Consider the following 19,984-nt stretch of genomic DNA (forward strand, 5'->3'; position numbering starts at 1 on the left):
TCGGTGTAGATGCCCATAGGCCGCGTTCAGAAGTGACGCCGAGCAAGAGGTGGAAAACCGCGTGTCTTTTTACGCGGGTTGTAATCCCGCAGCGAGGGGACCGCCTAAGCGGCGGCATTTCGCGGCGATCACAAAGGTCGCTGAAACACGTCCATTCTAACCCTGCGCAGCCTCGATCTTCCAGCAACAAAAAGCGCGGGAGTCCAGAGGACGCGCGCTTACGCGCCTTCTGGGCCAGTTTGCGTGGCAACGCAAGGTTTTAGCAGTGTGGGCGGCGAGCCCACGGTTTTGACCTTGGGGCCGGTGTGGAGGCGGCGCCCCCTTGCCGGTGTGGGCCGGTGCCCACGATTTCAACCTTGAAGTTGAATTTAAAAGCGGTCAAAAGATTGACCGCCACCCCTTCAAATGATAATTATTATCATGTAAATCATTTTCTGCCGGACAGGTTCCATGAGCTTTAATTCTGAACACTCTTCCGCTTCATGTTGCATCGTTGGCGGCGGCCCTGCGGGTTTGATGCTGGGTTATCTTCTTGCCCGCCAAGGTATTACCGTTACCGTATTGGAGAAACATGCCGATTTCCTGCGGGATTTCCGTGGTGACACTATTCACCCCTCAACGCTGGAAATTATCTGGCGATTAGGCTTTCTCGACGAATTCTTGCAATTGCCTCATCAACGCGCTGAGAAGCTGTATGGCGAAATCGACGGCAAGGAGACCACGCTGGCGGACTTCAGCCACTTGCCGACCCAGTGCAAATTCATCGCCTTTATGCCGCAATGGGATTTCCTCAATTTCATCAGCAGCAAGGCCGCAATGCTGCCTAACTTTACCCTGCTGCACAACGCCGAGGTGAAAGGTCTGATTGAAGAGAATGGCGTGGTTAAAGGCGTGAACGCAGTGGTTAACGGCGAGTCGCGACGGATTGACTCTACGCTTGTGGTTGGCTGTGACGGACGTAACTCTATTGTGCGCGAGCAGGCCGGGATGGAAATCCGCCGTTTCGGCGCGCCACGTGACGTGTTGTGGCTGAAAATCCACAAACTGGCGGATGACCCGCAGTGGTCGATGGGCCATCGCGGGCCGAAAAAGAATTTCATCATGATTGACCGTGGCGACTACTGGCAATGCGGCTACTCCATCGCCAAAGACAGCCTCGACGCGTTGCGCGAGAAGGGTTTACAGCCCTTTATCGAGCTTATCGCCGAGGTGTCGCCTTTCGAGCTGAGCCGCCTGCAACACGACATCACCGACTGGGATCAGGTCAAGCTACTGAAAATCCGCATCGACCGCCTGAAAGAGTGGGCCAAGCCGGGCATCTTGTGCATTGGCGACGCCGCCCACGCCATGTCGCCGATTGGCGGCGTCGGGGTGAATTTGGCGATTCAGGACGCCGTGGCTACCGCCAATATCATCAGCGCCCCGCTGCTCAAAGGCAGGCTGGAGTTGAAGCACTTACAGCGCGTCCAGCGCCGTCGCGCCTTTCCTACTTGGGCAACCCAGTCTTTGCAAATCATGATCAGCAAAGCGGGCCAGAAGAAACGCAGCAAACCACCGGGCCGTATGGAGCTTTGGTTGCGCAGCCGTAAGTTTGTGCCCTTCCTGTTTGGCAGGCTGATTGGTATAGGTTTCTATCGGGAAATCCCCAAAGGGCTGTGATGCAGCCCGTCCATCGACTGCCAAGGCTTTTGTAAACGATTTGAAGCAACTCAGTTTGTTACCTGACACAAACTGAGTGGTATTATGCGCGCATTCAATGGACCACCAAGGAAGACGCCATGCCGCAGTCTGCGCCCCTTTTAGACCTTCAGGAAGTCAGCTTTACCCTCAATCAACGCCCCCTGCTGGAACCCGTTTCATTTACCCTCAATCCGGGTGAATTCACGCTGCTGACCGGGCCTTCGGGCAGTGGCAAAAGCACGCTGCTGAAGATCATTGCTGCGCTGCAAACCCAGACCGGCGGTACCATCAAGTTCAAAGGCGACGATATTACCGGCTTAAAAACGGAAAAATATCGCCAGCAGGTCTCCTATTGCTTCCAGACCCCTTCGCTGTTTGGCGATACCGTGCGCGACAATCTGGCGCTGCCTTATCAAATTCGCGGCCAGAAGATGGATGAAGCCAAAGTGAAACAGTGGCTAGAGCGCGTCAATTTGCCGACGGATATGCTTGATAAGAAAGCCCAAGAGCTGTCTGGCGGCGAGAAGCAGCGCGTGTCGTTGCTGCGCAATCTACAATTTATGCCCGATATCCTGCTGCTGGATGAAATTACCAGCGCCCTCGACGAAGAGAATAAGCACAACGTCAATCAGATCATCGCCGATTTGGTCGAGCAGGAGAACCTCGCCGTACTCTGGGTCAGCCACGACAGCAATGAGATCCGCCACGCCAAAAACGTCATTACCCTAAGCCACCGCGCCGCCGAGAGCATCGACCATGAGCCAGCATAACATCACTAACGAATCACTGGCGCTGGCCCTCATTCTGGTCATCGTCGCCCTGCTGGTCAGTAAACGCGAGAAGCTCGGGCTAGAAAAGGACATCATCTGGAGCGTCGCGCGGGCTATCGTGCAACTGGTGGTGGTCGGCTACGTGCTCAAGTACATTTTCGACCTCAATGACGGCTGGCTCACCGTGCTGATGGTGCTGTTTATCTGCTTCAACGCCGCCTTTAACGCCAAAAAGCGCAGCCGGAATATTGATAACGGCTTTGCGATTTCCTTTATCGCTATTACCGCCAGCACCGCGCTGACGCTGGTGATCCTGATCCTCAGCCGCTCGATTGAATTCCTGCCGATGCAGGTGATCCCCGTCTCCGGCATGATTGCGGGCAACGCCATGGTGGCGGTCGGGCTGTGTTACAGCAATCTCAACCAGCGCTTTATGGATAACCAGCAAAAAATCCTCGAGATGCTCAGCCTCGGCGCATCCACCAAGCTGGCGTCCGGCTCGATTATTCGCGACAGCATTCGCGCCGCGATGATCCCCACCGTCGATGCCGCTAAGACCGTCGGCATCGTCAGTCTACCGGGCATGATGTCCGGGATGATTTTCGCCGGTATCGATCCGGTAAAAGCCATTAAGTACCAGATAATGGTCACCTTTATGCTGCTCGGCACCGCCAGCGTATCCACCATCATCGCGGGCTACCTCGCCTACCGCCGTTTCTATAATGAGCGTGCGCAACTGCGCGTGATGAAGTAAATTTAGCGGCTTTCCTGCAATGGGGATTTTATTCAAGGACGACCATGGGCCCTTTACAACGACTGGATTTATTTCTGACTCAACCCCGCGAAAAGCAGCCAATTCGCGGAGTTCGCCGCTTTTTAACCGAATTTATTTTCTTCGGGGTGAAAGAGGCGCGCGCCTGTATCTTCGTCGGACTGTTCTTTTTGGCGGTGTTTTTGGTGCCGCGCGGCGGCATATTCCATGTCCCGCGCTATGACGTTTTGCTGCTGGTCGCACTGTTTATTCAGGTGTGGATGCTGACCAGCAAGCTTGAAACGTTGGATGAGTTTAAAGCCATCATGCTGTTTCACGTGGTCGGTTTTGCGCTGGAAGTTTTTAAAACCTCGTCGGGCATTCGCTCGTGGAGCTACCCGGATTTCGCCTACACCAAGCTGTTCGGCGTGCCGCTGTTTTCCGGCTTCATGTACGCGGCGGTGGGCAGTTACATGATTCAGTGCTGGCGGCTACTGGACGTTAAAGTGCGCAACTACCCGCCCTATACGCTGGCCGCCATCTGCTCGCTGCTGATTTACGTGAACTTCTTCACCCATCACTACATTGGCGATTTCCGCTGGTACATCACCGCGCTGGTACTGGGGCTTTACGCCCGCAGCTATGTGGTGTTCACTCCCTACGATACCCCACGCCGCATGCCGCTGATTCTGGCATTTATTCTGATTGGCTTCTTCATCTGGCTGGCGGAGAACATCAGCACCTTCTTTACTATCTGGCGCTACCCTAATCAGCTCAGCAGCTGGTCCGGCGTGCATCTGGGTAAATGGAGCTCCTGGGCGCTGCTGGTTATCATGACTTTCACCATGATCACCTGGCTGAAAAACATCAAAAAGCACGTTCACGTGCCGGTTTAATCCTCGCCATTAAAAAGGGCAAGCTCGCGCCTGCCCTTGTCTTTCTAACTTAGCTTACTCACACCATTGGCAGGTTTAGGTCATTGCGTTTGGCGCAGTCGATGGCTTGCTGATAACCCGCGTCGGCGTGGCGCATGACGCCGGTTGCCGGGTCATTCCACAGCACGCGTGACAGGCGGGCATCGGCTTCTTTGGTGCCGTCGCAGACAATGACCATCCCCGCGTGCTGAGAGAAGCCCATGCCTACGCCGCCGCCATGGTGCAGGCTGACCCAGGTAGCGCCGCCCGCCGTGTTAAGCAGCGCGTTGAGCAGCGGCCAGTCAGAAACCGCGTCGGAGCCATCTTTCATCGCTTCGGTTTCGCGGTTTGGCGAGGCCACCGAGCCGGTATCCAGATGGTCCCGCCCAATCACTACCGGCGCTTTTAGCTCGCCGTTACGCACCATTTCGTTAAAGGCTAGTCCGGCGATATGACGCTCGCCGAGGCCCAACCAGCAGATCCGCGCCGGCAGCCCTTGAAACGCGATGCGCTCGCGAGCCATATCCAGCCAGTTGATCAGATTAGCATTGTCCGGGAACAGCTCTTTCAGCTTGGCGTCGGTTTTATAGATATCTTCCGGGTCGCCGGAGAGCGCCACCCAACGGAACGGGCCTTTGCCTTCGCAGAACAGCGGGCGGATATAAGCCGGAACAAAGCCCGGGAAATCAAAGGCATTCAGCACACCTTCCTCTTTCGCTACCTGACGAATATTGTTGCCGTAATCCACGGTTGGAATGCCCATGGCGTGGAAGTCGAGCATCGCCTGCACGTGTTTCGCCATCGACGCGCGAGAGGCTTTCACCACCGCCTGCGGGTCAGAGACGCGTTTGTCCTGCCACTGCTCCAGCGTCCAGCCTTCCGGCAGGTAGCCATTGAGCGGGTCATGGGCCGAAGTCTGGTCAGTGACGATATCCGGGCGCAGGCCGCCCTGCTTGGCGCGCGCCACCAGCTGCGGCATCAGCTCCGCCGCGTTACCCAACAGGCCAACGGAAATCGCCTGTTTTTCCGCGCAGGCTTTCTCAATCATCACCAAGGCTTCTTCGATGCTGTACGCTTTGTAATCCAAGTAACGGGTGCGAATGCGGAAATCGATGCGCGACTCCTGACACTCAATCGCCAGCACGCAGGCTCCTGCCAGTACGCCAGCCAGAGGCTGTGCACCGCCCATGCCGCCAAGACCGGCAGTCAGGATCCACTTACCGCGCAGATTGCTGTTGTAGTGCTGGCGGCCCGCCTCGGCGAAGGTTTCATAGGTTCCCTGCACGATGCCCTGCGCGCCGATGTAGATCCACGAACCGGCGGTCATCTGGCCGTACATCATCAACCCGGCTTTATCCAACTCGTGGAAATGGTCCCAGTTCGCCCAGTGCGGCACCAAGTTAGAGTTGGCAATCAGCACGCGCGGCGCGTCAGCGTGGGTGCGGAAAATCCCCACTGGCTTGCCGGATTGCACCAGCAGCGTTTCATCAGCGTGCAGCTTGCGCAGGCTGTCTAAAATCGCTTCGAAGGCCGGCCAGTTGCGCGCCGCTTTGCCGATACCGCCATAAACCACCAGATCTTCCGGGCGCTCGGCCACGTCAGGATCGAGGTTGTTCTGGATCATCCGGTAGGCCGCTTCAATCAGCCAGTTTTCACAGCTCAATTCCGTGCCGTGAGGGGCGCGAACCGCGCGAGCAACCGCCGTTTTCTGAGGTGCATTCATGTTGAATTCCTTATTAATCAGTTAAAACTCGGTAACAAAGCTTCAATGACCGATGGCCACTGCCCGCGACTGGCCCACAGGCGCATGGCTTCTACGTCAGGCGCCATCAGGCGATCTTTTTCCAAATAGGCCACGTCTTGGCGAATGGCCTGTAACTCTTTCTCCAGCAGCGGAGAGCTTTTCAGCGGGCGAATGAAGTCGATGCCCTGCGCGGCAGCCATCGCCTCAATGCCCACCACCACGGAAGTGTTGAAACACATGTCGCCAAGGCGACGGGCGGCGTAGGTCGCCATAGAGACGTGGTCTTCCTGATTGGCGGAAGTTGGCAGGCTGTCCACGCTGCCCGGATGCGCCAGCGATTTGTTCTCAGAGGCCAGCGCGGCGGCGGTCACCTGTGCAATCATAAAGCCGGAGTTCACCCCGCCGTCATTAACCAGGAACGGCGGCAGGCCTGACAGCCCGGTGTCGAGCAGCAATGCCAGGCGGCGCTCGGAAATAGCCCCAATTTCGGCCACCGCCAGCGCGATGATGTCGGCGGCGAAGGCCACCGGCTCGGCGTGGAAGTTACCGCCAGAGATAACATCACCATTCTCGGCAAACACCAGCGGGTTATCCGAAGCGGCGTTAGCTTCGATTTGCAAAACGCGGGCAGCGTGTTGCAGGTTATCAAGGCATGCGCCCATCACCTGTGGCACGCAGCGGATAGAATAAGGATCTTGCACCCGGCCGCAGTTGGCGTGAGAGGTGACAACGTCACTCCCTTCCAGCAAAGCCGTCACTGCAGCTGCAACGGAGATTTGCCCCAGTTGGCCACGCGCTTGGTGAATGCGCGCATCATAAGGTTTCACCGAGCCTTTGATGGCTTCCAGCGACAGTGCTCCGGCCACCAAGCCTGCGGAGAAGACTCGTTCAGCTTCAAACAGCCCGGCCAGCGCCAGAGAGGTCGATACCTGCGTGCCGTTTAGCAGCGCCAGCCCCTCTTTTGGCCCCAACTCAATAGGTTTCAAACCGACGGTTGCCAGCCCTTCTACCGCCGACATGCGAACGCCCTGCGCGGTGACTTCCCCTTCGCCGATCAGCATCAGCGACAGGTGGGCCAGCGGAGCCAAATCTCCCGACGCGCCCACCGAGCCTTTCTCTGGAATACACGGCAGCACGCCCGCATTGAGCAAGCTTATCAGTGCATCAATCACTTCCATGCGAATACCAGAATGGCCGCGCGACAGGCTGAGGATCTTAGTGGTCATCACGAGACGCACCACGTTATCGGCCAGCTCTTTGCCAATCCCGACGCTGTGCGACAGCACCAGATTGCGCTGCAGCTCGGCCAGACGCTCTGCCGGAATGCGAGTTTGCGCCAGCTTGCCAAACCCGGTGTTGATGCCATAAACCACCTTGCCGGACTCGACGATGCGGTTCACCGTTTCCTGTGACGCCAGCACGCCCGCGCGCGCTTCCTCGGCCAGTTCAACGCGAACGCTCCAATGTTGCTGCGAGTTTTCTCGTTTTTCGGCGGAGTAAATCGCGCGCAGCGTGGCAAGGTCAACCTGACCGGGATGCAGATGGCAGACGCGAATGTCGTGAGTTGCAGATGACATAATCTAATCCTGTATAGACAAGTTAGGGGCAAACAACGCCCGACACAGTGAAATGGCCGGGCCCTTTATTGAAATCGCTAAATCAGCGGGTGATTTCTACCCAAAGCAGTTGCGCATCTGGCTGCAAAGCCCGGACTGGCTGGCGTTTTTCTTGGTTCGGCTCAAAAGCCCAGTACAAGCCATCTTCCGCGGCCAGTTTGATGGAGGGCGTCACCTGCCACTCTCCGCGCAGAACGTACAGCAGCCCGGCGGTTTGCCAGTTGACCTCAAAGTCATGGCTTTGCGCCCTGACCTGCGCCGCGCAGCTGCCGCGACGGGTCATAATGTTGAAATCCTTGGTCACACCGCCCAGCAGCGTGGCGACGATCGGCACTTCTCCAGCGAAAGAGTAAGGCGCGCCAATCTGAGTTAAGGGGTGGTCGACACCCTGCTCACCGTGCAGATGCACGCCCTCGCCACTTAATAAGTTGATCGAGCGGTCAATACCGGCAAAGAGAGAAAAAGGCCCATCAGCCGCAATGGTGGCGATGCTGGCCCGCCACTCAAAATCGCGTTGACCCTCAGGCCAGCTGATAATTTCACGGGTTTCTCCCCCGCCGTTGCGCCAAGGGCTGACAGGCAGACTGGCGTAGGAGAATCGGGTTAATGCGCTCATGCCGCGTCCCTTGCCAGTTGCTGGAGCAATGCAAGGAAGTCCGCGCTGGCCTGAGACTGTTGAGGATGGCGGCCATTGACCACTTTGGCTTTGCCCGCCACAAAAACGTCACGAATTTGCGCGGCGCTACCGGCAAAAATCCACCGATTGAGCAGTTCGCTGTCTGCCGCCGCCGCGAGGTACGGGTCTTCACCGTCTAGTACCAGCCAGTCGGCGCGATAACCCACGGCAAGCTGACCGATAGCCGCGCCGCAGGCTTGAGCACCGCCCCGTAGCGCCTGGGTGTAGAGCAAATCCCCTACTGAAGTATGCTCAGCGCTAGTCAGGCGATTGCGGCGCAGGTCGCGCAGACGCTGGCCGTACTCCAGCCAGCGCAGCTCTTCCACCAGGTTGAGAGACACATGGCTATCAGAGCCAATGCCCCAGCGCCCTTTTTGCGCCAGATAATCCACGCCGGGGAAAATGCCGTCGCCGAGATTCGCCTCGGTGGTTGGGCACAGGCCGATCACCGCGCCGCTGGCCGCAATGCTCGCCAGCTCGAAACGGTCGGGATGGGTAGCGTGGATCAGGCACCAGCGCGGGTCCACGTCGATGTTGTCGAACAGCCACGCAATAGGCCGTTGCCCGCTCCAGGCCAGACAGTCATTCACCTCTTTCTGCTGCTCGGCAATGTGGATATGCACCGGCAGATCCTCTGGACTAGCAGCCAGCACCTGCTGCATTTGTTCACGAGATACCGCGCGCAGCGAATGGAAGCACAGCCCCTGATTTTGCAGTGGTTTGTCTTGCAGCTGCGAAGCAATCACTTGCTGTTGATTGAGGTAACTCTCTGCATCTTGAATAAAGCGTCTTTGGCCAGTCTGAGCAGGCTGCGCGCCAAACCCCGAGTAGCTGTAGAGCACCGGCAGCAGCGTCATACCAATGCCCGCCTGCTCGGCGGCATCGCTAAGCTGGGCAGTCATTTCACCCATGTCGCTATAAGGCTGGCCGTTGATATCATTGTGTAAATAGTGGAATTCGGCGACTTGGGTATAACCGCCTTTGAGCATTTCGATATACAGCTGGCGGGCAATCACGCCCACCTGCTCAGGCGTCAAACGGCCAACCAGCCGATACATCAGATCTCGCCAGGTCCAGAAACTGTCCTGCGGGTTGCCCGCCACTTCAGCCAGACCGGCCATGACCCGTTGAAAAGCGTGGGAGTGCAGGTTTGGCATCCCCGGCACAATCGGCCCGTTGAGCCGATAAGCTCCTTCCGGCTGGGCATTGGCCTCTACCGAGGTCAGCACGCCCAGTTCATCAACGGTAAGTCGCACGTGACTCGCCCAACCCTGTGGCAACAGTGCGCGTGTGGCGAAATAAGCAGGCATAGAGACAGTCCTAAATCTTGAGATTGAAGGTCTACAAATGCAATTTATAAGAAACAATTGCGAAACGTTCCGGCTACTTGTCTATACATATACATATGCCCGATTGCGCTGTAAACTTCGTCGAACGTTTTTTTTAATATTTTCGTTTTTCATCACGCATTGATGACGCGCATTTGGCGTTCGTTTACTCTGTCGGCGTGGGTGAGCGGCTCTGCCCGTACCCGGCTGATTTTTCTTAATGAGGTAGTGTATATGTCCGAATCCACACCGTTGTCCCAACAGGGTGTTTCACAGCAACGATTATCCGAGCTGGCCGCCGCCATTAGCGACACCCCAGCGCCGATTTATCAACGCGTGAAACAGGCCATCGTCGGGCAAATTCGCGACGGCGTGTGGAAGCCCCATCAGCGCGTCCCCTCAGAAAGCGAGCTGGTAAACGAGCTTGGCGTCAGCCGTATGACCATTAACCGCGCCTTACGGGAACTCACCAACGAAGGTTTTTTGATGCGCATGCAGGGCGTCGGCACCTTCGTGGCCGAAGCCAAGGCCTACACGCCGATGCTGGAAGTGCATAATATTGCTGATGAAATCGCCCAGCGCGGTCACCGTCACAGCAGCGTGGTGATGGCCTGTGAAACCCGTCAAGCCGATGCCGAACAGGCGCTGCAGCTGGAGATTAAACCCGGCGAGTCGCTGTTTTATTCGCAAATCGTCCATTTTGAAAACGACGTGCCGGTACAGATTGAAGACCGTTATGTGAACCCTCAGGCCGCGCCGGATTACCTGCAAAACGTGATGAACAACGCCACGCCTTATACCTATTTGATGCGAATCGCTCCGCTGACCGCAGGCGAGCACCGCGTCGAAGCTATTAGCGCCAGTGACACCCAGCGCCAGCTGCTGCAACTGAAAGAGCATGAGCCTTGCCTGCTGATCCACCGCCGTACCTGGAGCGGAAATCGCGTCGTCACCTCGGCCCGTCTGGTTTATCCCGGCTCTCGCTACCAACTGTTTGGTCGTTTTACCAGCCACGGCTAATCTCCCTGTTGCCATTCCCCTCTCCATAAAATGCCCTTTTCGCGGGGTACTGTATAAATAAACAGGTTTCCCGTCTAATACGAATGCCTATTTTTGGAATACACCTCGAAAAAAATTAAAAACCTCTGGCGATGGCTTGTCGCTTTTCGGCGAATACGTTAGGTTGACTAGAGTTGTCTATACAAGATAAACGCTGTCAGGAGCCTTACATGCCGTCATCGATTTCTCCTTTGAACACTGCTTCAGACAGGCTGATTTGCGACAGTCTATGGACCGGCGCGACGCTAGTTACCATGCGAGATGGAAGCTATAACCTGATTGAAAACGGGGTGTTAGCTGTCAAAGATGGAAAAATAGTCTGGATCGGCACTGAGGAAAGTAGCCCGAAATTTGTCGCCACTTCCCGCCACCACTTCGAGGGCGGCATCGTCACCCCCGGCCTGGTGGACTGCCACACACATCTGGTTTTTGGCGGCGATCGCAGCGCCGAGTTTGAGCAGCGTTTGAACGGCGTGAGCTATGCCGAGATAGCGGCTCAGGGCGGCGGGATTTTATCGACGGTGAATGCCACCCGCACCGCCAGCCAGAAAACCCTGTTTGAACAGGCGCGTTTTCGCCTCGCCCCGCTGTTAGCCGAAGGGGTGACCTGCATCGAAATCAAATCCGGCTATGGGCTGAGTGATGAGAGCGAGCTGAAAATGCTGCGGGTGATCCGCGAGCTGGCCGAAACCCAGCCCGTGAAGGTTAAAGCCACCTGCCTTGCCGCCCACGCTTTGCCGCCTGAGTATCAGGGTCGCGCCGACGAGTATATCGACCACATTTGCCAGAACTTACTGCCTCAGGTGGCAGCTGAGCGTTTGGCGGACGCCGTAGACGGTTTTTGCGAGCACTTAGCCTTCTCCCCCGAGCAGATTGAGCGCGTTTTCGAGGAGGCGCAAAAGCTTGGCCTGCCGGTTAAGCTGCACGCCGAGCAGCTCTCCTCCCTGCACGGCAGCCAGTTGGCCGCACAATACGGCGCCCTGTCCGCCGATCATCTGGAATACGCCACCGAGCAGGACGTCAAAGCCATGGCCGAGTCCGGCACGGTCGCCGTGCTGCTGCCCGGGGCTTATTACATGCTGCGCGAAACCCAAGCTCCGCCGGTGGCGCTGTTCCGCCAATACGGCGTGCCGATGGCGATTGCCAGCGACGCCAACCCCGGCACCTCTCCCGCGCTTTCCCTGCGTTTAATGCTCAATATGGCCTGTACTTTGTTCCGCACGACGCCTGAAGAAGCTTTGGCCGGCGTCACCTGCCACGGCGCGCGGGCGCTGGGTTTGCAGCAGACTCACGGCTCGCTTGAAGTGGGAAAAGTGGCTGATTTTGTGCACTGGCCGGTCGAGCGTCCGGCAGAGTTAGTTTATTGGCTGGGTGGTCAACTGCCCTGTACCGTGGTTTATCGAGGAGATGTTCGTTCATGAGTCTGAATAGCGCGCCAACCATTGCCGATCCTTATCACTTCAGCGCGGGTCGCAGCCCTTTGCTGATCAGCATTCCCCACGCCGGAACCCGGCTCACGCCTGAAGTCGCCAGAGGCTTGAGCGACGACGCGCTGCCCCTGTCAGACACCGACTGGCATATTCCACAGCTCTACGCCTTCGCCCAATCTCTCGGCGCCAATATTTTGGTCGGGCAGTATTCGCGTTTCGTGATTGACCTTAATCGCCCCGCAGACGATCAGCCGCTGTACACCACCGCCACCACCGGCCTGTTCCCCGATACGCTGTTCGACGGTCGCCCAACCTTTAAAGCTGACGGCCAGCCCGACGCTGCAACCCGTCAGCGCTATCTGGATGAGATCTGGCAGCCTTATCATCAGAAGATTGAGTCCGAGCTTGCCCGCATGAAGCAGGAGTTCGGCTACGCGCTGCTGTTTGATGCCCACTCCATCGCCTCGGTGATCCCACGCCTGTTCGAAGGCCAGCTGCCCGATTTGAACATCGGCACCAACAGCGGCGCGAGCTGTGCCGCAGAGTTGAGCGACATGCTCGACGCCCTGTGCAAGCAGCAATCCACCTTCAGCCACGTGTTAAATGGTCGCTTTAAAGGCGGCTACATCACCCGCGCCTACGGCCAACCGCAGGCCAACCAGCACGCGGTGCAGCTCGAACTGGCGCAGTGCAATTACATGGATGAGTTTGAGCCCTATCCGTACCTCGAGGATAAAGCGGTTGTTTTGCAGGGGGTGCTGAAGCCAATGTTGGAGGGGATGATTTCGTGGGGATCGAAGGTATATGGGCGATGATTACACCAGATCACAGCCTAATCTAACTCACTGAGTTTGCTGCAATACCCCCTCCCAGCCTCCCCTTTTCAGGGGGAGGAGCAAAACCCACTGAAACGGCACGGTGTAAATGCCAGTAGGTCGCGTTCAGAAGTGACGCCGAATGAATGGTTCGAGACCAAAGGCTCGAAGCCTGAAATTCGGGAACCGCCTAAGCGGCGGCACTTCGCGACGAACACTGTGGCCGCTGGAACACGTCCATCCCAACCCTGCGAAGCCTCGATCTCACCACAGAAAAACGCGGGATTGCACAAGGGGGCGCGTTTACGCCCCCTTTGCCCGGTGTGGGCCGGCGCCCACGACCTTGAATTTGAATTTGAATTTGAATTTAAAAACCTTTTTGCCAGCTTTTTCCCAAAAAGCGTCACCCCTCCAATAATTGATCATACACATGCTGAAGGTGCGCCTGCATCGCAGCCCTCGCCCCAGCGGCATCCCCCGCCAGAATGGCGTCCGTAATACCTTGATGGTCAGTGTTCATCTCGCGGGCGAAATCACTCTCGCTGTAGTGGCGCTCAAGACGCACGAAACGTCGCGAACTACGCTTATCCCACAGGTATTCCATCATATCGCGCAGCACTTCGTTGCCCGTCATCTCACTAATCATCAGATGAAAACGGCGGTCCTCCTCAAGAAAACTGTCGTTATTAATGTTCAACTGCACCAGCGACTGATTAATCTCGGCGAGTTTCCGACGCTGCTCGTCAGTGCCATTAAGGGCGGCAAGCTCTGCGGTGGTGCATTCGAAAATCTGCCGCGCCTTGAGTAGTGACTCGAGGCTGAATCCCTCTTCGCTCGGCGTCGCAGGCTGCTCGGGTAAGGGGTTGTTGACGTAGACGCCGTTGCCGGTGCGAATTTCAATCCAGCCGGTGATTTCCAAGGCGATTAACGCCTCGCGAATCGACGAGCGGCTCACGCCAAACTGCTTCGACAGATCGCGCTCGGACGGGATCATCTCACCCGGCGCAAACTGGCCATTTTTGATGCAGCCAATCAGCACGTTTGAAATCTGACGGTACAGCCTTTCTACTTTTAGCGTAGGTAATTCCATGGTTCTCTCCGGCTGGTGCGGCGAAGTCTGGCTTGCCTGAGACAAAAATCACTGGCGTTAGCAAAACTGTCGACCGGATCACATTAATGATCCTGAGCATCCTGAATGATATATCGGTCAGGTGGCCTGACCACCCTACCACCTGACCTGTAATGTTAATAGAGTGAACTGGCACGCTGCCTGACGTCAAGAAAACTAAAACAGCCCGCGTCACAGATTGTCCATTTTCACGCTTCCTCGCACATAAGCTGACTTAGGTCGCAAACAAGGAATTTCACATGGAACAAACATGGCGCTGGTACGGCCCGAAAGATCCCGTGTCGCTGGACGATGTCAGACAGGCTGGGGCAACCGGGGTGGTTACTGCCCTGCATCACATCCCTAATGGCGAAGTGTGGACCGTCGAAGAGATTAAGAAGCGTCAGGCAGAGCTGGCAGAGAAAAACTTGACGTGGTCGGTGGTGGAAAGTATCCCGGTTCACGAAGAGATCAAAACGCGCAGCGGAGACGTTGAAAAGTATATTGCCAACTATCAGCAGTCGCTGCGCAATCTGGCGGCCTGCGGCATCGACACCGTCTGCTACAACTTCATGCCGATCCTCGACTGGACCCGTACCGACCTCGGCTATTTGCTGCCGGACGGCTCGCGCGCGCTGCGTTTCGACCATATCGCCTTTGCCGCCTTCGAGCTGCATATCCTGCAACGCGCCGGGGCCAAGCAGGACTACTCTGCTGAAGAGCAACAGCAGGCCAGCGACTATTTTGCCGCCATGAGCGAAGACGAAATCGCCACCCTCACCGCCAATATTATCGCCGGTTTGCCGGGTGCCGAAGAGGGTTACACGCTGGACCAGTTCCGCGCGCGGCTGGCCACCTATGACGGTATTGATAAGGGAAAATTGCGTGAAAACATGGCGCACTTCCTGCGCAGCATCGTGCCGGTGGCCGAGCAGCATGGCCTGAAATTGGCGGTACATCCTGATGATCCGCCGCGGCCAATCCTCGGCCTGCCGCGCATTATTTCTACTATTGAAGATATGCAGTGGCTGAAAGAGACTGTGGATAGCCTGCACAACGGTTTCTGCTTCTGTACCGGCTCTTACGGGGTGCGCGAAGACAATGATTTAGTGAAGATGATGACCACTTACGCCGACCGCGTGAACTTCGTGCATCTGCGCGCCACGCGGCGCGAAGCCACGCCGGGCAGCTTCCACGAGGCGGATCATCTGGACGGTGATGTCGATATGGTCGCCATTATTAAAGCGATTTTGACTGAGGAACAGGCTCGCCGCCGCGCCGGAGATCTGCGCCCTATTCCGATGCGCCCGGACCACGGCCACCAGATGCTCGACGACCTGCACAAAAAGACCAATCCGGGTTATTCAGCCATTGGCCGTTTGCGCGGTTTAGCCGAGTTGCGCGGCGTGGAGCGCGCGCTGAAACAGACGCTGTTCGCAGATTAATCATAAAAAATGGCTCCCGAAGCGAACTGCCCAAGGAGCCATTCCTTCCAACCTGTTTAGAGCATCACTCGCCCCAGGTTCTTTCCAGCACGTTAATCCAGTTCTGATGCGCAATTTTGGCAATCAGCTGCTCGCCGTATCCCGATTTACGCATCGCCTCAATCAACACCGGCAGCCCGCTGACGTCACGCATAAAAGGAGCCATCGGCGCGCCGTCGAAGTCTGAACCAAAGCCCACGTGATCCTCACCTAGTTTTTCCACCAGATAATCCAGATGGCGCAAATAGTCCTCGGTCCCAGTGTCCGCGCTATTTTTGCCGTCTTCGCGCAGGAACGGCGTGGCGAAGTTCACGCCGACAAAGCCTTGTGTTTCTTTAATGGCGGCGAGCTGTTTGTCCGTCAGGTTGCGCGACTGGGCGCACAGGGCAAAGGCGTTAGAGTGGCTGGCCACCAGCGGCGCGTCGGACAGTTTCGCCACATCCCAGAAGCCCTGCTCATTAAGGTGCGACAGATCGATCAAAATACGTTTGCGGTTACAGGCTTGCACCAGTTTCACGCCTAAGTCAGTCAGGCCGGGGCCGGTATCTGGGGAAGTATTGAATTTAAACGGCACGCCGTGGCCGAAGATATTCGGACGGCTCCACACCGGGCCGAGCGTGCGCAGGCCCATTTCGTAGAGGACGTCGAGGGTGTAGAGATCAGGATCGATGCCCTCTGCGCCTTCTATATGCATCACCACCGCCAGCGCCTTGCTGGACAGTGCGCCGCGAATATCGGCGGCGCTGCGGCAAATTTTCACCGCGCCCTGCGACTGCTGCTCTATGCGCAGCAGGAAAGCCATCATGGCTATGGTGGTGTCGCGGGCCGATTCAAACGATGGCGTTGGGGAAAAATCAGGATGTTTTTGAGTCCCTTCCAGCAAAAAACGCGCGTCAATTTGCGGATCCGGCACGCTACTTGCTGAATCAAAACGGGGGGATGGCACCCACGCGGCGAACAGACCACCTGCAAAACCGGCCTGCTGACAGCGAGGTAAATCCATCTGGCCGCTGGCCGGGCCTTGGAGGAAAGCCTGCTCGGGGTTTTGACGATGCTGCTCCCACAATTGCAGTAAAACGTCATTGTGGCCGTCAAAAATGGTGATAAGCGTTTCCGTTCCGCGTTCGGTGTTATTCATAAAAGGGTCTACTCTGGTTAATTATGAAAAAAGCATAACGGTATTTATCGGCGCTAAAAACGACCGGCTAAGCACATTTTCATCTTAGGATTTCAATGAGATGCATAAAGATGGCGACTAAAGCCCATCTCTCATTAAAACCATCGGCTCGCTCACAAGTCAAGGTCAGCTTTACGCACCTTTGAGCCAGAATTGTGGCGCAAAATGGTGTTGAAATGGGCTGGCTTCTGGGAGAAGTGAGTAACAAGGACGGAGTGGCCATGCCGCTCTCTCTATCACACATGACTATTAGATAAAGGGGAACAGCAATGACATTCACCCTACGCGAACCACCGACGCCTTTGCAGTGGGACGCGGCGCTGGCAACGGCGAAAAGAATCACCGGACAGTGGAACACCCCGGGCCAACCCGGCGGCGCGATCAGCCTGTTTACGCGTGATGAAATCAAAGGCAGTGCCACGGGCGGACTGGCGAACCTCGGCAGCGGCGAGCCTTTCACCCTCGACAACGTGGTGCGCTATGCCTCAATAACCAAGCATATTTTTGCTACTCTGGCCCTGTTTCGTAGCCATGCTGGGTTATCACTGCAAGACCGTTTGGGGCAGCATCTGCCCGCATTAAAAACCCCGATGGCTGACGTCACTATTGGACAGGCGCTGGATATGACCGGCGGTTTGCCCGACGTGCGCGACACCCTCTCGCTGCTGGGCATTTCGGTTTATAGCGCCACTGAACCCCAACCCATTTTGGACTTCCTTGCCCAAGACGGCGCGCTGAATTTCCCCGCCGGTTCTGAGATTTCCTACTCCAATACCGGCTATCGCCTGGTGGAAGCCATTCTCAACGCCAAAGGCATTCAATTTAATGACCTGCTGCGCGAGCACGTCGCCGCGCCGCTGGATATCGCCCTGCACGCTCCGGAAACCTGGTTTGACGTGGTTGCCGATTTAGCGCCCGGCTATTGGCGCGACGGCAACAGCTGGAAAACCGCCAGCGCGGGTCTGCATCTTTCCGCCTCCGGCAGCGTTACCGGCAGCCTGCGATCTCTGACCACTTGGCTGCAAAGCCTGCTGGCGAATCAGGGGCCGGGCGAACAGGTGCTGGAGAAACTGACTCAGCCGCGCTATTTGCAAGACGGCACGCCAAGCGCCTATGGTTTGGGCATCTCCTCAACGCAGGTCGGCGTGCATAAAGTCTATGGTCACGGTGGCTCGCACGCCGGATACAAAACTTACTTTTTACTCCATCCGCAGCTGGATGTCGGCGTGGCGATGGTGTCGAACCGCGAAGACACACCGGCCTTCGATACCGCCTTTGAGGTGATGTCTGCCCTGCTCGGCGCGCCTCTTCCGCCGCGCAGTCAGGCCATTCCCGACGGTGTTTATGCCAGCATCGCCGAGCCTTATTGGCTTGAGGTTAAGCAAGGAGTAGCGAATTATCTCGGCGCGAGCGAAAAGCTCTATCAGGGCGCGGATGAAAACGAAGCGATTTCGCTTTCCGCCCATATGCCCATGCGCCTTCGCTGGGACGGCAAAACGCTGCAAGGCGAGATGGGTCACGCGACGCGCTACTTTGTGTCCGCGACGCCAACCCAGTGCTTATCACTGGTTCAGGGGCGCTGGTTCCATCCGCAATCTCAGGCGGCCTTTGATATAGAAGAGGATTATCTGCTGATGGGCATCGGCCCACTGCGCGCCAAAGGCAAGCTAAAGGCGATTGGTCTGGGTCGGTTATTAGTCGAAATGCCTGACGGCCCGTGGCAGAAAACCTTCTGCCTCTATTTCCAAGGCTACAATGTGCAGCTGATTGCCAATCGCAGCCGGGTGCTGAATTTCCGCCGTGATGAGTGTCGGGCGCGCTGGCAGCCGGCAGAGTAATTTGGCCTGAGCCACAAAGATAAAAGCCTTCCAAATGGAAGGCTTTTTTATTCCTGGGCAAAGAGTTAATCAAAGGCGGCGCTGTGGAAATCAATCTCCCACTGCAACACCTGCCCATACAGCGCTGACAGATGCTGGCGCTGCTCCTCGCTCAGCGATGCGGCGCAGTTGTCCAGTTCCGCCTTCAGCCAACTTGCCTGATCGACAAAGGTTTTCTCGGCATGCATCACCACCCAATCTTTCACTTCCGGGTCAGCAATGGCGGAGTGGCTGACGCGCGTACACCAGTGGTAGTACATCCACTCGGCACCAAACATCAGGGTGAGGATCTCGGCATAACTGCCGTTTTGCGCGGTGCGCAGCATCCCCTGACTAAAGCGCGAGACGTCCGGCGCACTGCGCTGATAGTCCGATGGCGTCACCTGGCGTTTTTCCATCACTCGCTCGAAATAGGCAATTTGCTCATTTGCCAGCGCGTCGAGCACGCCAATCAGCCAGCGCTGATGGCGGATATCCGGCGCTTTAATTACCGCATAGGAAAATATGCCAATGGCCGTGGCCACGAAATCCCCTTCATACACCAGATATTGATTAAATACCTTAGCAGGCAGACTGCCCTCTTCAATGCCGGTGACAAAAGGATGGTATTGCATGGCGTGCCAGACTTCCTGATGCTCCTCAAGCAGCCAATCGGTAAACGAATTCTGACTTTTTCCCATTGCGGTCGACATATTAGTCCTCCAGTTCAGCGCGAGCGATAGACATGAAGTGTTTGACTCGCTCAAGTTCAACCTGATTCCACCATACGCCGCCGAACTTCAGCGTACTGGCCACAATCACTCCCTGCGTACGCTGTAAAATAGCGCAAATATTGTCCGGCGTAACGCCTGAACCTACCAGCAGCGGCAGCTCGGTGGCGGAGCGGATTTCGTCGATTTCCTCCATGGTGGCGCTGTCGCCGGTGCGCTGGCCGGTGGCAATTACGCCGTCTGCCAAGAAGAAATCCACGTCGCGGGTTAATTCAGGTATGGAGCGGTCGGCCACAATGGCGTGACTGCCGTGTTTAACATGGCTGTCGGCGAAGATTTTGATGTGCTCGGCGCGCAGCTGGGAGCGATAGCGCAGCGCAATGGCGGCAGCCCCTTCGATAAAACCTTCGTTGGCAATGTAGGCGTTGGCCCACTGGTTGACGCGGATAAAATCTGCGCCGCCGGCCAGCGCCGTGGCTAATGCTGGGATGGCGGCGTTGGCTAATACGTTAATACCCAGCGGCACGCCGAACTCTTGTTTAATTCGGTCAGTGATCACCGACATAAATGCCGCCGTTTCATGACCAATATTTTCTGGTTTAGAAAAAGGAATGTCACCGTGGTTTTCAATAATCAGCCCGTGAATGCCGCCCTTTAAATAAGCATCGGCATCTTTTAACGCCACGTCGATTATTTTATTAATTGATTTACCCTGATAATTTGGCGAACCGGGAAAGGCTTCACAATGCACTACACCCATTATTGCTTTAGAACGAGAAAATATTTCTTGAATCGCGCTTGGTTTTCCTGCTGATATAGATGCCATCTTCATTCACCTTCTAGGG

General features: G+C 56.5%; 17 protein-coding genes. 9 read left to right on the plus strand and 8 right to left on the minus strand.

The features are described from left to right. The first annotated feature begins 450 nt into the window (after positions 1-450). The 4 genes from ACT3RR_RS10775 (at position 451) to ACT3RR_RS10790 (ending at position 4,097) form a co-directional block, all read left to right on the plus strand. Complete coding sequence (locus ACT3RR_RS10775; RefSeq protein WP_496200288.1) at positions 451-1,659, plus strand: FAD-dependent oxidoreductase; 1,209 nt, start codon at positions 451-453, stop codon at positions 1,657-1,659. Between the two features lie 119 nt (positions 1,660-1,778). Beyond that, positions 1,779-2,450: an iron efflux ABC transporter ATP-binding subunit FetA gene (fetA, locus tag ACT3RR_RS10780; protein ID WP_353501986.1), complete on the plus strand. Its 672-nt coding sequence runs from the start codon at positions 1,779-1,781 to the stop codon at positions 2,448-2,450. Beyond that, the gene (fetB, locus tag ACT3RR_RS10785) at positions 2,437-3,204 is read left to right on the plus strand and encodes an iron efflux ABC transporter permease subunit FetB (protein WP_496200289.1); all 768 of its coding nucleotides are present in this window, start codon (positions 2,437-2,439) and stop codon (positions 3,202-3,204) included. The genes fetA and fetB overlap by 14 nt, the downstream gene beginning before the upstream one ends. A 44-nt stretch (positions 3,205-3,248) precedes the next feature. Next, positions 3,249-4,097, plus strand: coding sequence for a DUF817 domain-containing protein (locus ACT3RR_RS10790; protein ID WP_185687803.1), 849 nt, complete (start codon positions 3,249-3,251; stop codon positions 4,095-4,097). 58 nt (positions 4,098-4,155) lie between these two features. Here the strand turns inward: ACT3RR_RS10790 and hutU are convergent, their stop codons facing one another. From hutU to ACT3RR_RS10810, 4 genes are all read right to left on the minus strand, one after another. Beyond that, on the minus strand, positions 4,156-5,838 hold the full coding sequence (gene hutU / locus ACT3RR_RS10795; RefSeq protein WP_353501983.1) for a urocanate hydratase: 1,683 nt from the start codon (positions 5,836-5,838) through the stop codon (positions 4,156-4,158). A 17-nt stretch (positions 5,839-5,855) separates the two neighbouring features. After that, complete coding sequence (gene hutH, locus ACT3RR_RS10800; protein WP_496200290.1) at positions 5,856-7,436, minus strand: histidine ammonia-lyase; 1,581 nt, start codon at positions 7,434-7,436, stop codon at positions 5,856-5,858. Between the two features lie 82 nt (positions 7,437-7,518). Next, positions 7,519-8,091 (minus strand): HutD/Ves family protein, encoded by a 573-nt coding sequence (locus ACT3RR_RS10805; RefSeq protein WP_496200291.1) that lies wholly within the window; start codon positions 8,089-8,091, stop codon positions 7,519-7,521. Continuing rightward, positions 8,088-9,461, minus strand: a complete 1,374-nt coding sequence (locus ACT3RR_RS10810; RefSeq protein ID WP_353501980.1) for a formimidoylglutamate deiminase — start codon at positions 9,459-9,461, stop codon at positions 8,088-8,090. Before ACT3RR_RS10810 ends, ACT3RR_RS10805 begins: the two co-directional genes overlap by 4 nt. A 252-nt stretch (positions 9,462-9,713) precedes the next feature. Between ACT3RR_RS10810 and hutC the strand changes: the two genes are divergently transcribed. The 3 genes from hutC to hutG all read left to right on the plus strand — a co-directional run bounded on the left by hutC (position 9,714) and on the right by hutG (position 12,783). Further along, on the plus strand, positions 9,714-10,499 hold the full coding sequence (hutC, locus tag ACT3RR_RS10815) for a histidine utilization transcriptional repressor HutC (RefSeq protein WP_034790273.1): 786 nt from the start codon (positions 9,714-9,716) through the stop codon (positions 10,497-10,499). 209 nt (positions 10,500-10,708) lie between these two features. Continuing rightward, on the plus strand, positions 10,709-11,959 hold the full coding sequence (gene hutI / locus ACT3RR_RS10820; protein ID WP_496200292.1) for an imidazolonepropionase: 1,251 nt from the start codon (positions 10,709-10,711) through the stop codon (positions 11,957-11,959). Continuing rightward, positions 11,956-12,783 (plus strand): N-formylglutamate deformylase, encoded by an 828-nt coding sequence (hutG, locus tag ACT3RR_RS10825; RefSeq protein WP_496200293.1) that lies wholly within the window; start codon positions 11,956-11,958, stop codon positions 12,781-12,783. The genes hutI and hutG overlap by 4 nt, the downstream gene beginning before the upstream one ends. 403 nt (positions 12,784-13,186) lie before the next feature. Here hutG and ACT3RR_RS10830 read toward each other — a convergent pair whose 3' ends face one another. After that, positions 13,187-13,873 carry a FadR/GntR family transcriptional regulator gene (locus ACT3RR_RS10830; RefSeq protein ID WP_496200294.1) on the minus strand — a complete coding sequence of 229 codons (687 nt, stop codon included), beginning with the start codon at positions 13,871-13,873 and terminating at the stop codon, positions 13,187-13,189. A 278-nt stretch (positions 13,874-14,151) separates the two neighbouring features. On the opposite strand from ACT3RR_RS10830, the gene uxuA reads away from it, so the two are divergent. Then, positions 14,152-15,336 carry a mannonate dehydratase gene (uxuA, locus tag ACT3RR_RS10835; RefSeq protein WP_496200295.1) on the plus strand — a complete coding sequence of 395 codons (1,185 nt, stop codon included), beginning with the start codon at positions 14,152-14,154 and terminating at the stop codon, positions 15,334-15,336. A gap of 64 nt (positions 15,337-15,400) precedes the next feature. Here uxuA and ACT3RR_RS10840 read toward each other — a convergent pair whose 3' ends face one another. Beyond that, entirely contained in the window at positions 15,401-16,513 is a 1,113-nt protein-coding gene (locus ACT3RR_RS10840) for a dipeptidase (RefSeq protein ID WP_496200296.1), read from the minus strand. Positions 16,514-16,821: 308 nt separating this feature from the next. On the opposite strand from ACT3RR_RS10840, the gene ACT3RR_RS10845 reads away from it, so the two are divergent. Next, a complete protein-coding gene (locus ACT3RR_RS10845) occupies positions 16,822-18,390 on the plus strand; it encodes a serine hydrolase domain-containing protein (protein ID WP_496200297.1) in 1,569 nt (522 codons plus the stop codon). A gap of 65 nt (positions 18,391-18,455) precedes the next feature. On the opposite strand, the gene ACT3RR_RS10850 is transcribed toward ACT3RR_RS10845, so the two are convergent. Both ACT3RR_RS10850 and ACT3RR_RS10855 read right to left on the minus strand, forming a co-directional pair. Beyond that, positions 18,456-19,121 (minus strand): TenA family protein, encoded by a 666-nt coding sequence (locus ACT3RR_RS10850; protein ID WP_496200298.1) that lies wholly within the window; start codon positions 19,119-19,121, stop codon positions 18,456-18,458. 1 nt (position 19,122) lies between these two features. Next, positions 19,123-19,965: a BtpA/SgcQ family protein gene (locus ACT3RR_RS10855; protein WP_353501972.1), complete on the minus strand. Its 843-nt coding sequence runs from the start codon at positions 19,963-19,965 to the stop codon at positions 19,123-19,125. Positions 19,966-19,984: the final 19 nt, after the last annotated feature.

Origin of the sequence: Ewingella sp. AOP8-B2-18, from assembly GCF_052376015.1 — a bacterium.
Taxonomy (GTDB): domain Bacteria; phylum Pseudomonadota; class Gammaproteobacteria; order Enterobacterales; family Enterobacteriaceae; genus Ewingella; species Ewingella allii.

What these genes read in the sequence shown, in the direction of transcription:
- ACT3RR_RS10775 (WP_496200288.1), top strand. Translation starts at nt 451, where the DNA reads ATGAGCTTTAATTCTGAACACTCTTCCGCTTCATGTTGCATCGTTGGC.
- fetA (WP_353501986.1), top strand. Translation starts at nt 1,779, where the DNA reads ATGCCGCAGTCTGCGCCCCTTTTAGACCTTCAGGAAGTCAGCTTTACC.
- fetB (WP_496200289.1), top strand. Translation starts at nt 2,437, where the DNA reads ATGAGCCAGCATAACATCACTAACGAATCACTGGCGCTGGCCCTCATT.
- ACT3RR_RS10790 (WP_185687803.1), top strand. Translation starts at nt 3,249, where the DNA reads ATGGGCCCTTTACAACGACTGGATTTATTTCTGACTCAACCCCGCGAA.
- hutU (WP_353501983.1), bottom strand. Translation starts at nt 5,838, where the DNA reads ATGAATGCACCTCAGAAAACGGCGGTTGCTCGCGCGGTTCGCGCCCCT.
- hutH (WP_496200290.1), bottom strand. Translation starts at nt 7,436, where the DNA reads ATGTCATCTGCAACTCACGACATTCGCGTCTGCCATCTGCATCCCGGT.
- ACT3RR_RS10805 (WP_496200291.1), bottom strand. Translation starts at nt 8,091, where the DNA reads ATGAGCGCATTAACCCGATTCTCCTACGCCAGTCTGCCTGTCAGCCCT.
- ACT3RR_RS10810 (WP_353501980.1), bottom strand. Translation starts at nt 9,461, where the DNA reads ATGCCTGCTTATTTCGCCACACGCGCACTGTTGCCACAGGGTTGGGCG.
- hutC (WP_034790273.1), top strand. Translation starts at nt 9,714, where the DNA reads ATGTCCGAATCCACACCGTTGTCCCAACAGGGTGTTTCACAGCAACGA.
- hutI (WP_496200292.1), top strand. Translation starts at nt 10,709, where the DNA reads ATGCCGTCATCGATTTCTCCTTTGAACACTGCTTCAGACAGGCTGATT.
- hutG (WP_496200293.1), top strand. Translation starts at nt 11,956, where the DNA reads ATGAGTCTGAATAGCGCGCCAACCATTGCCGATCCTTATCACTTCAGC.
- ACT3RR_RS10830 (WP_496200294.1), bottom strand. Translation starts at nt 13,873, where the DNA reads ATGGAATTACCTACGCTAAAAGTAGAAAGGCTGTACCGTCAGATTTCA.
- uxuA (WP_496200295.1), top strand. Translation starts at nt 14,152, where the DNA reads ATGGAACAAACATGGCGCTGGTACGGCCCGAAAGATCCCGTGTCGCTG.
- ACT3RR_RS10840 (WP_496200296.1), bottom strand. Translation starts at nt 16,513, where the DNA reads ATGAATAACACCGAACGCGGAACGGAAACGCTTATCACCATTTTTGAC.
- ACT3RR_RS10845 (WP_496200297.1), top strand. Translation starts at nt 16,822, where the DNA reads ATGACATTCACCCTACGCGAACCACCGACGCCTTTGCAGTGGGACGCG.
- ACT3RR_RS10850 (WP_496200298.1), bottom strand. Translation starts at nt 19,121, where the DNA reads ATGTCGACCGCAATGGGAAAAAGTCAGAATTCGTTTACCGATTGGCTG.
- ACT3RR_RS10855 (WP_353501972.1), bottom strand. Translation starts at nt 19,965, where the DNA reads ATGGCATCTATATCAGCAGGAAAACCAAGCGCGATTCAAGAAATATTT.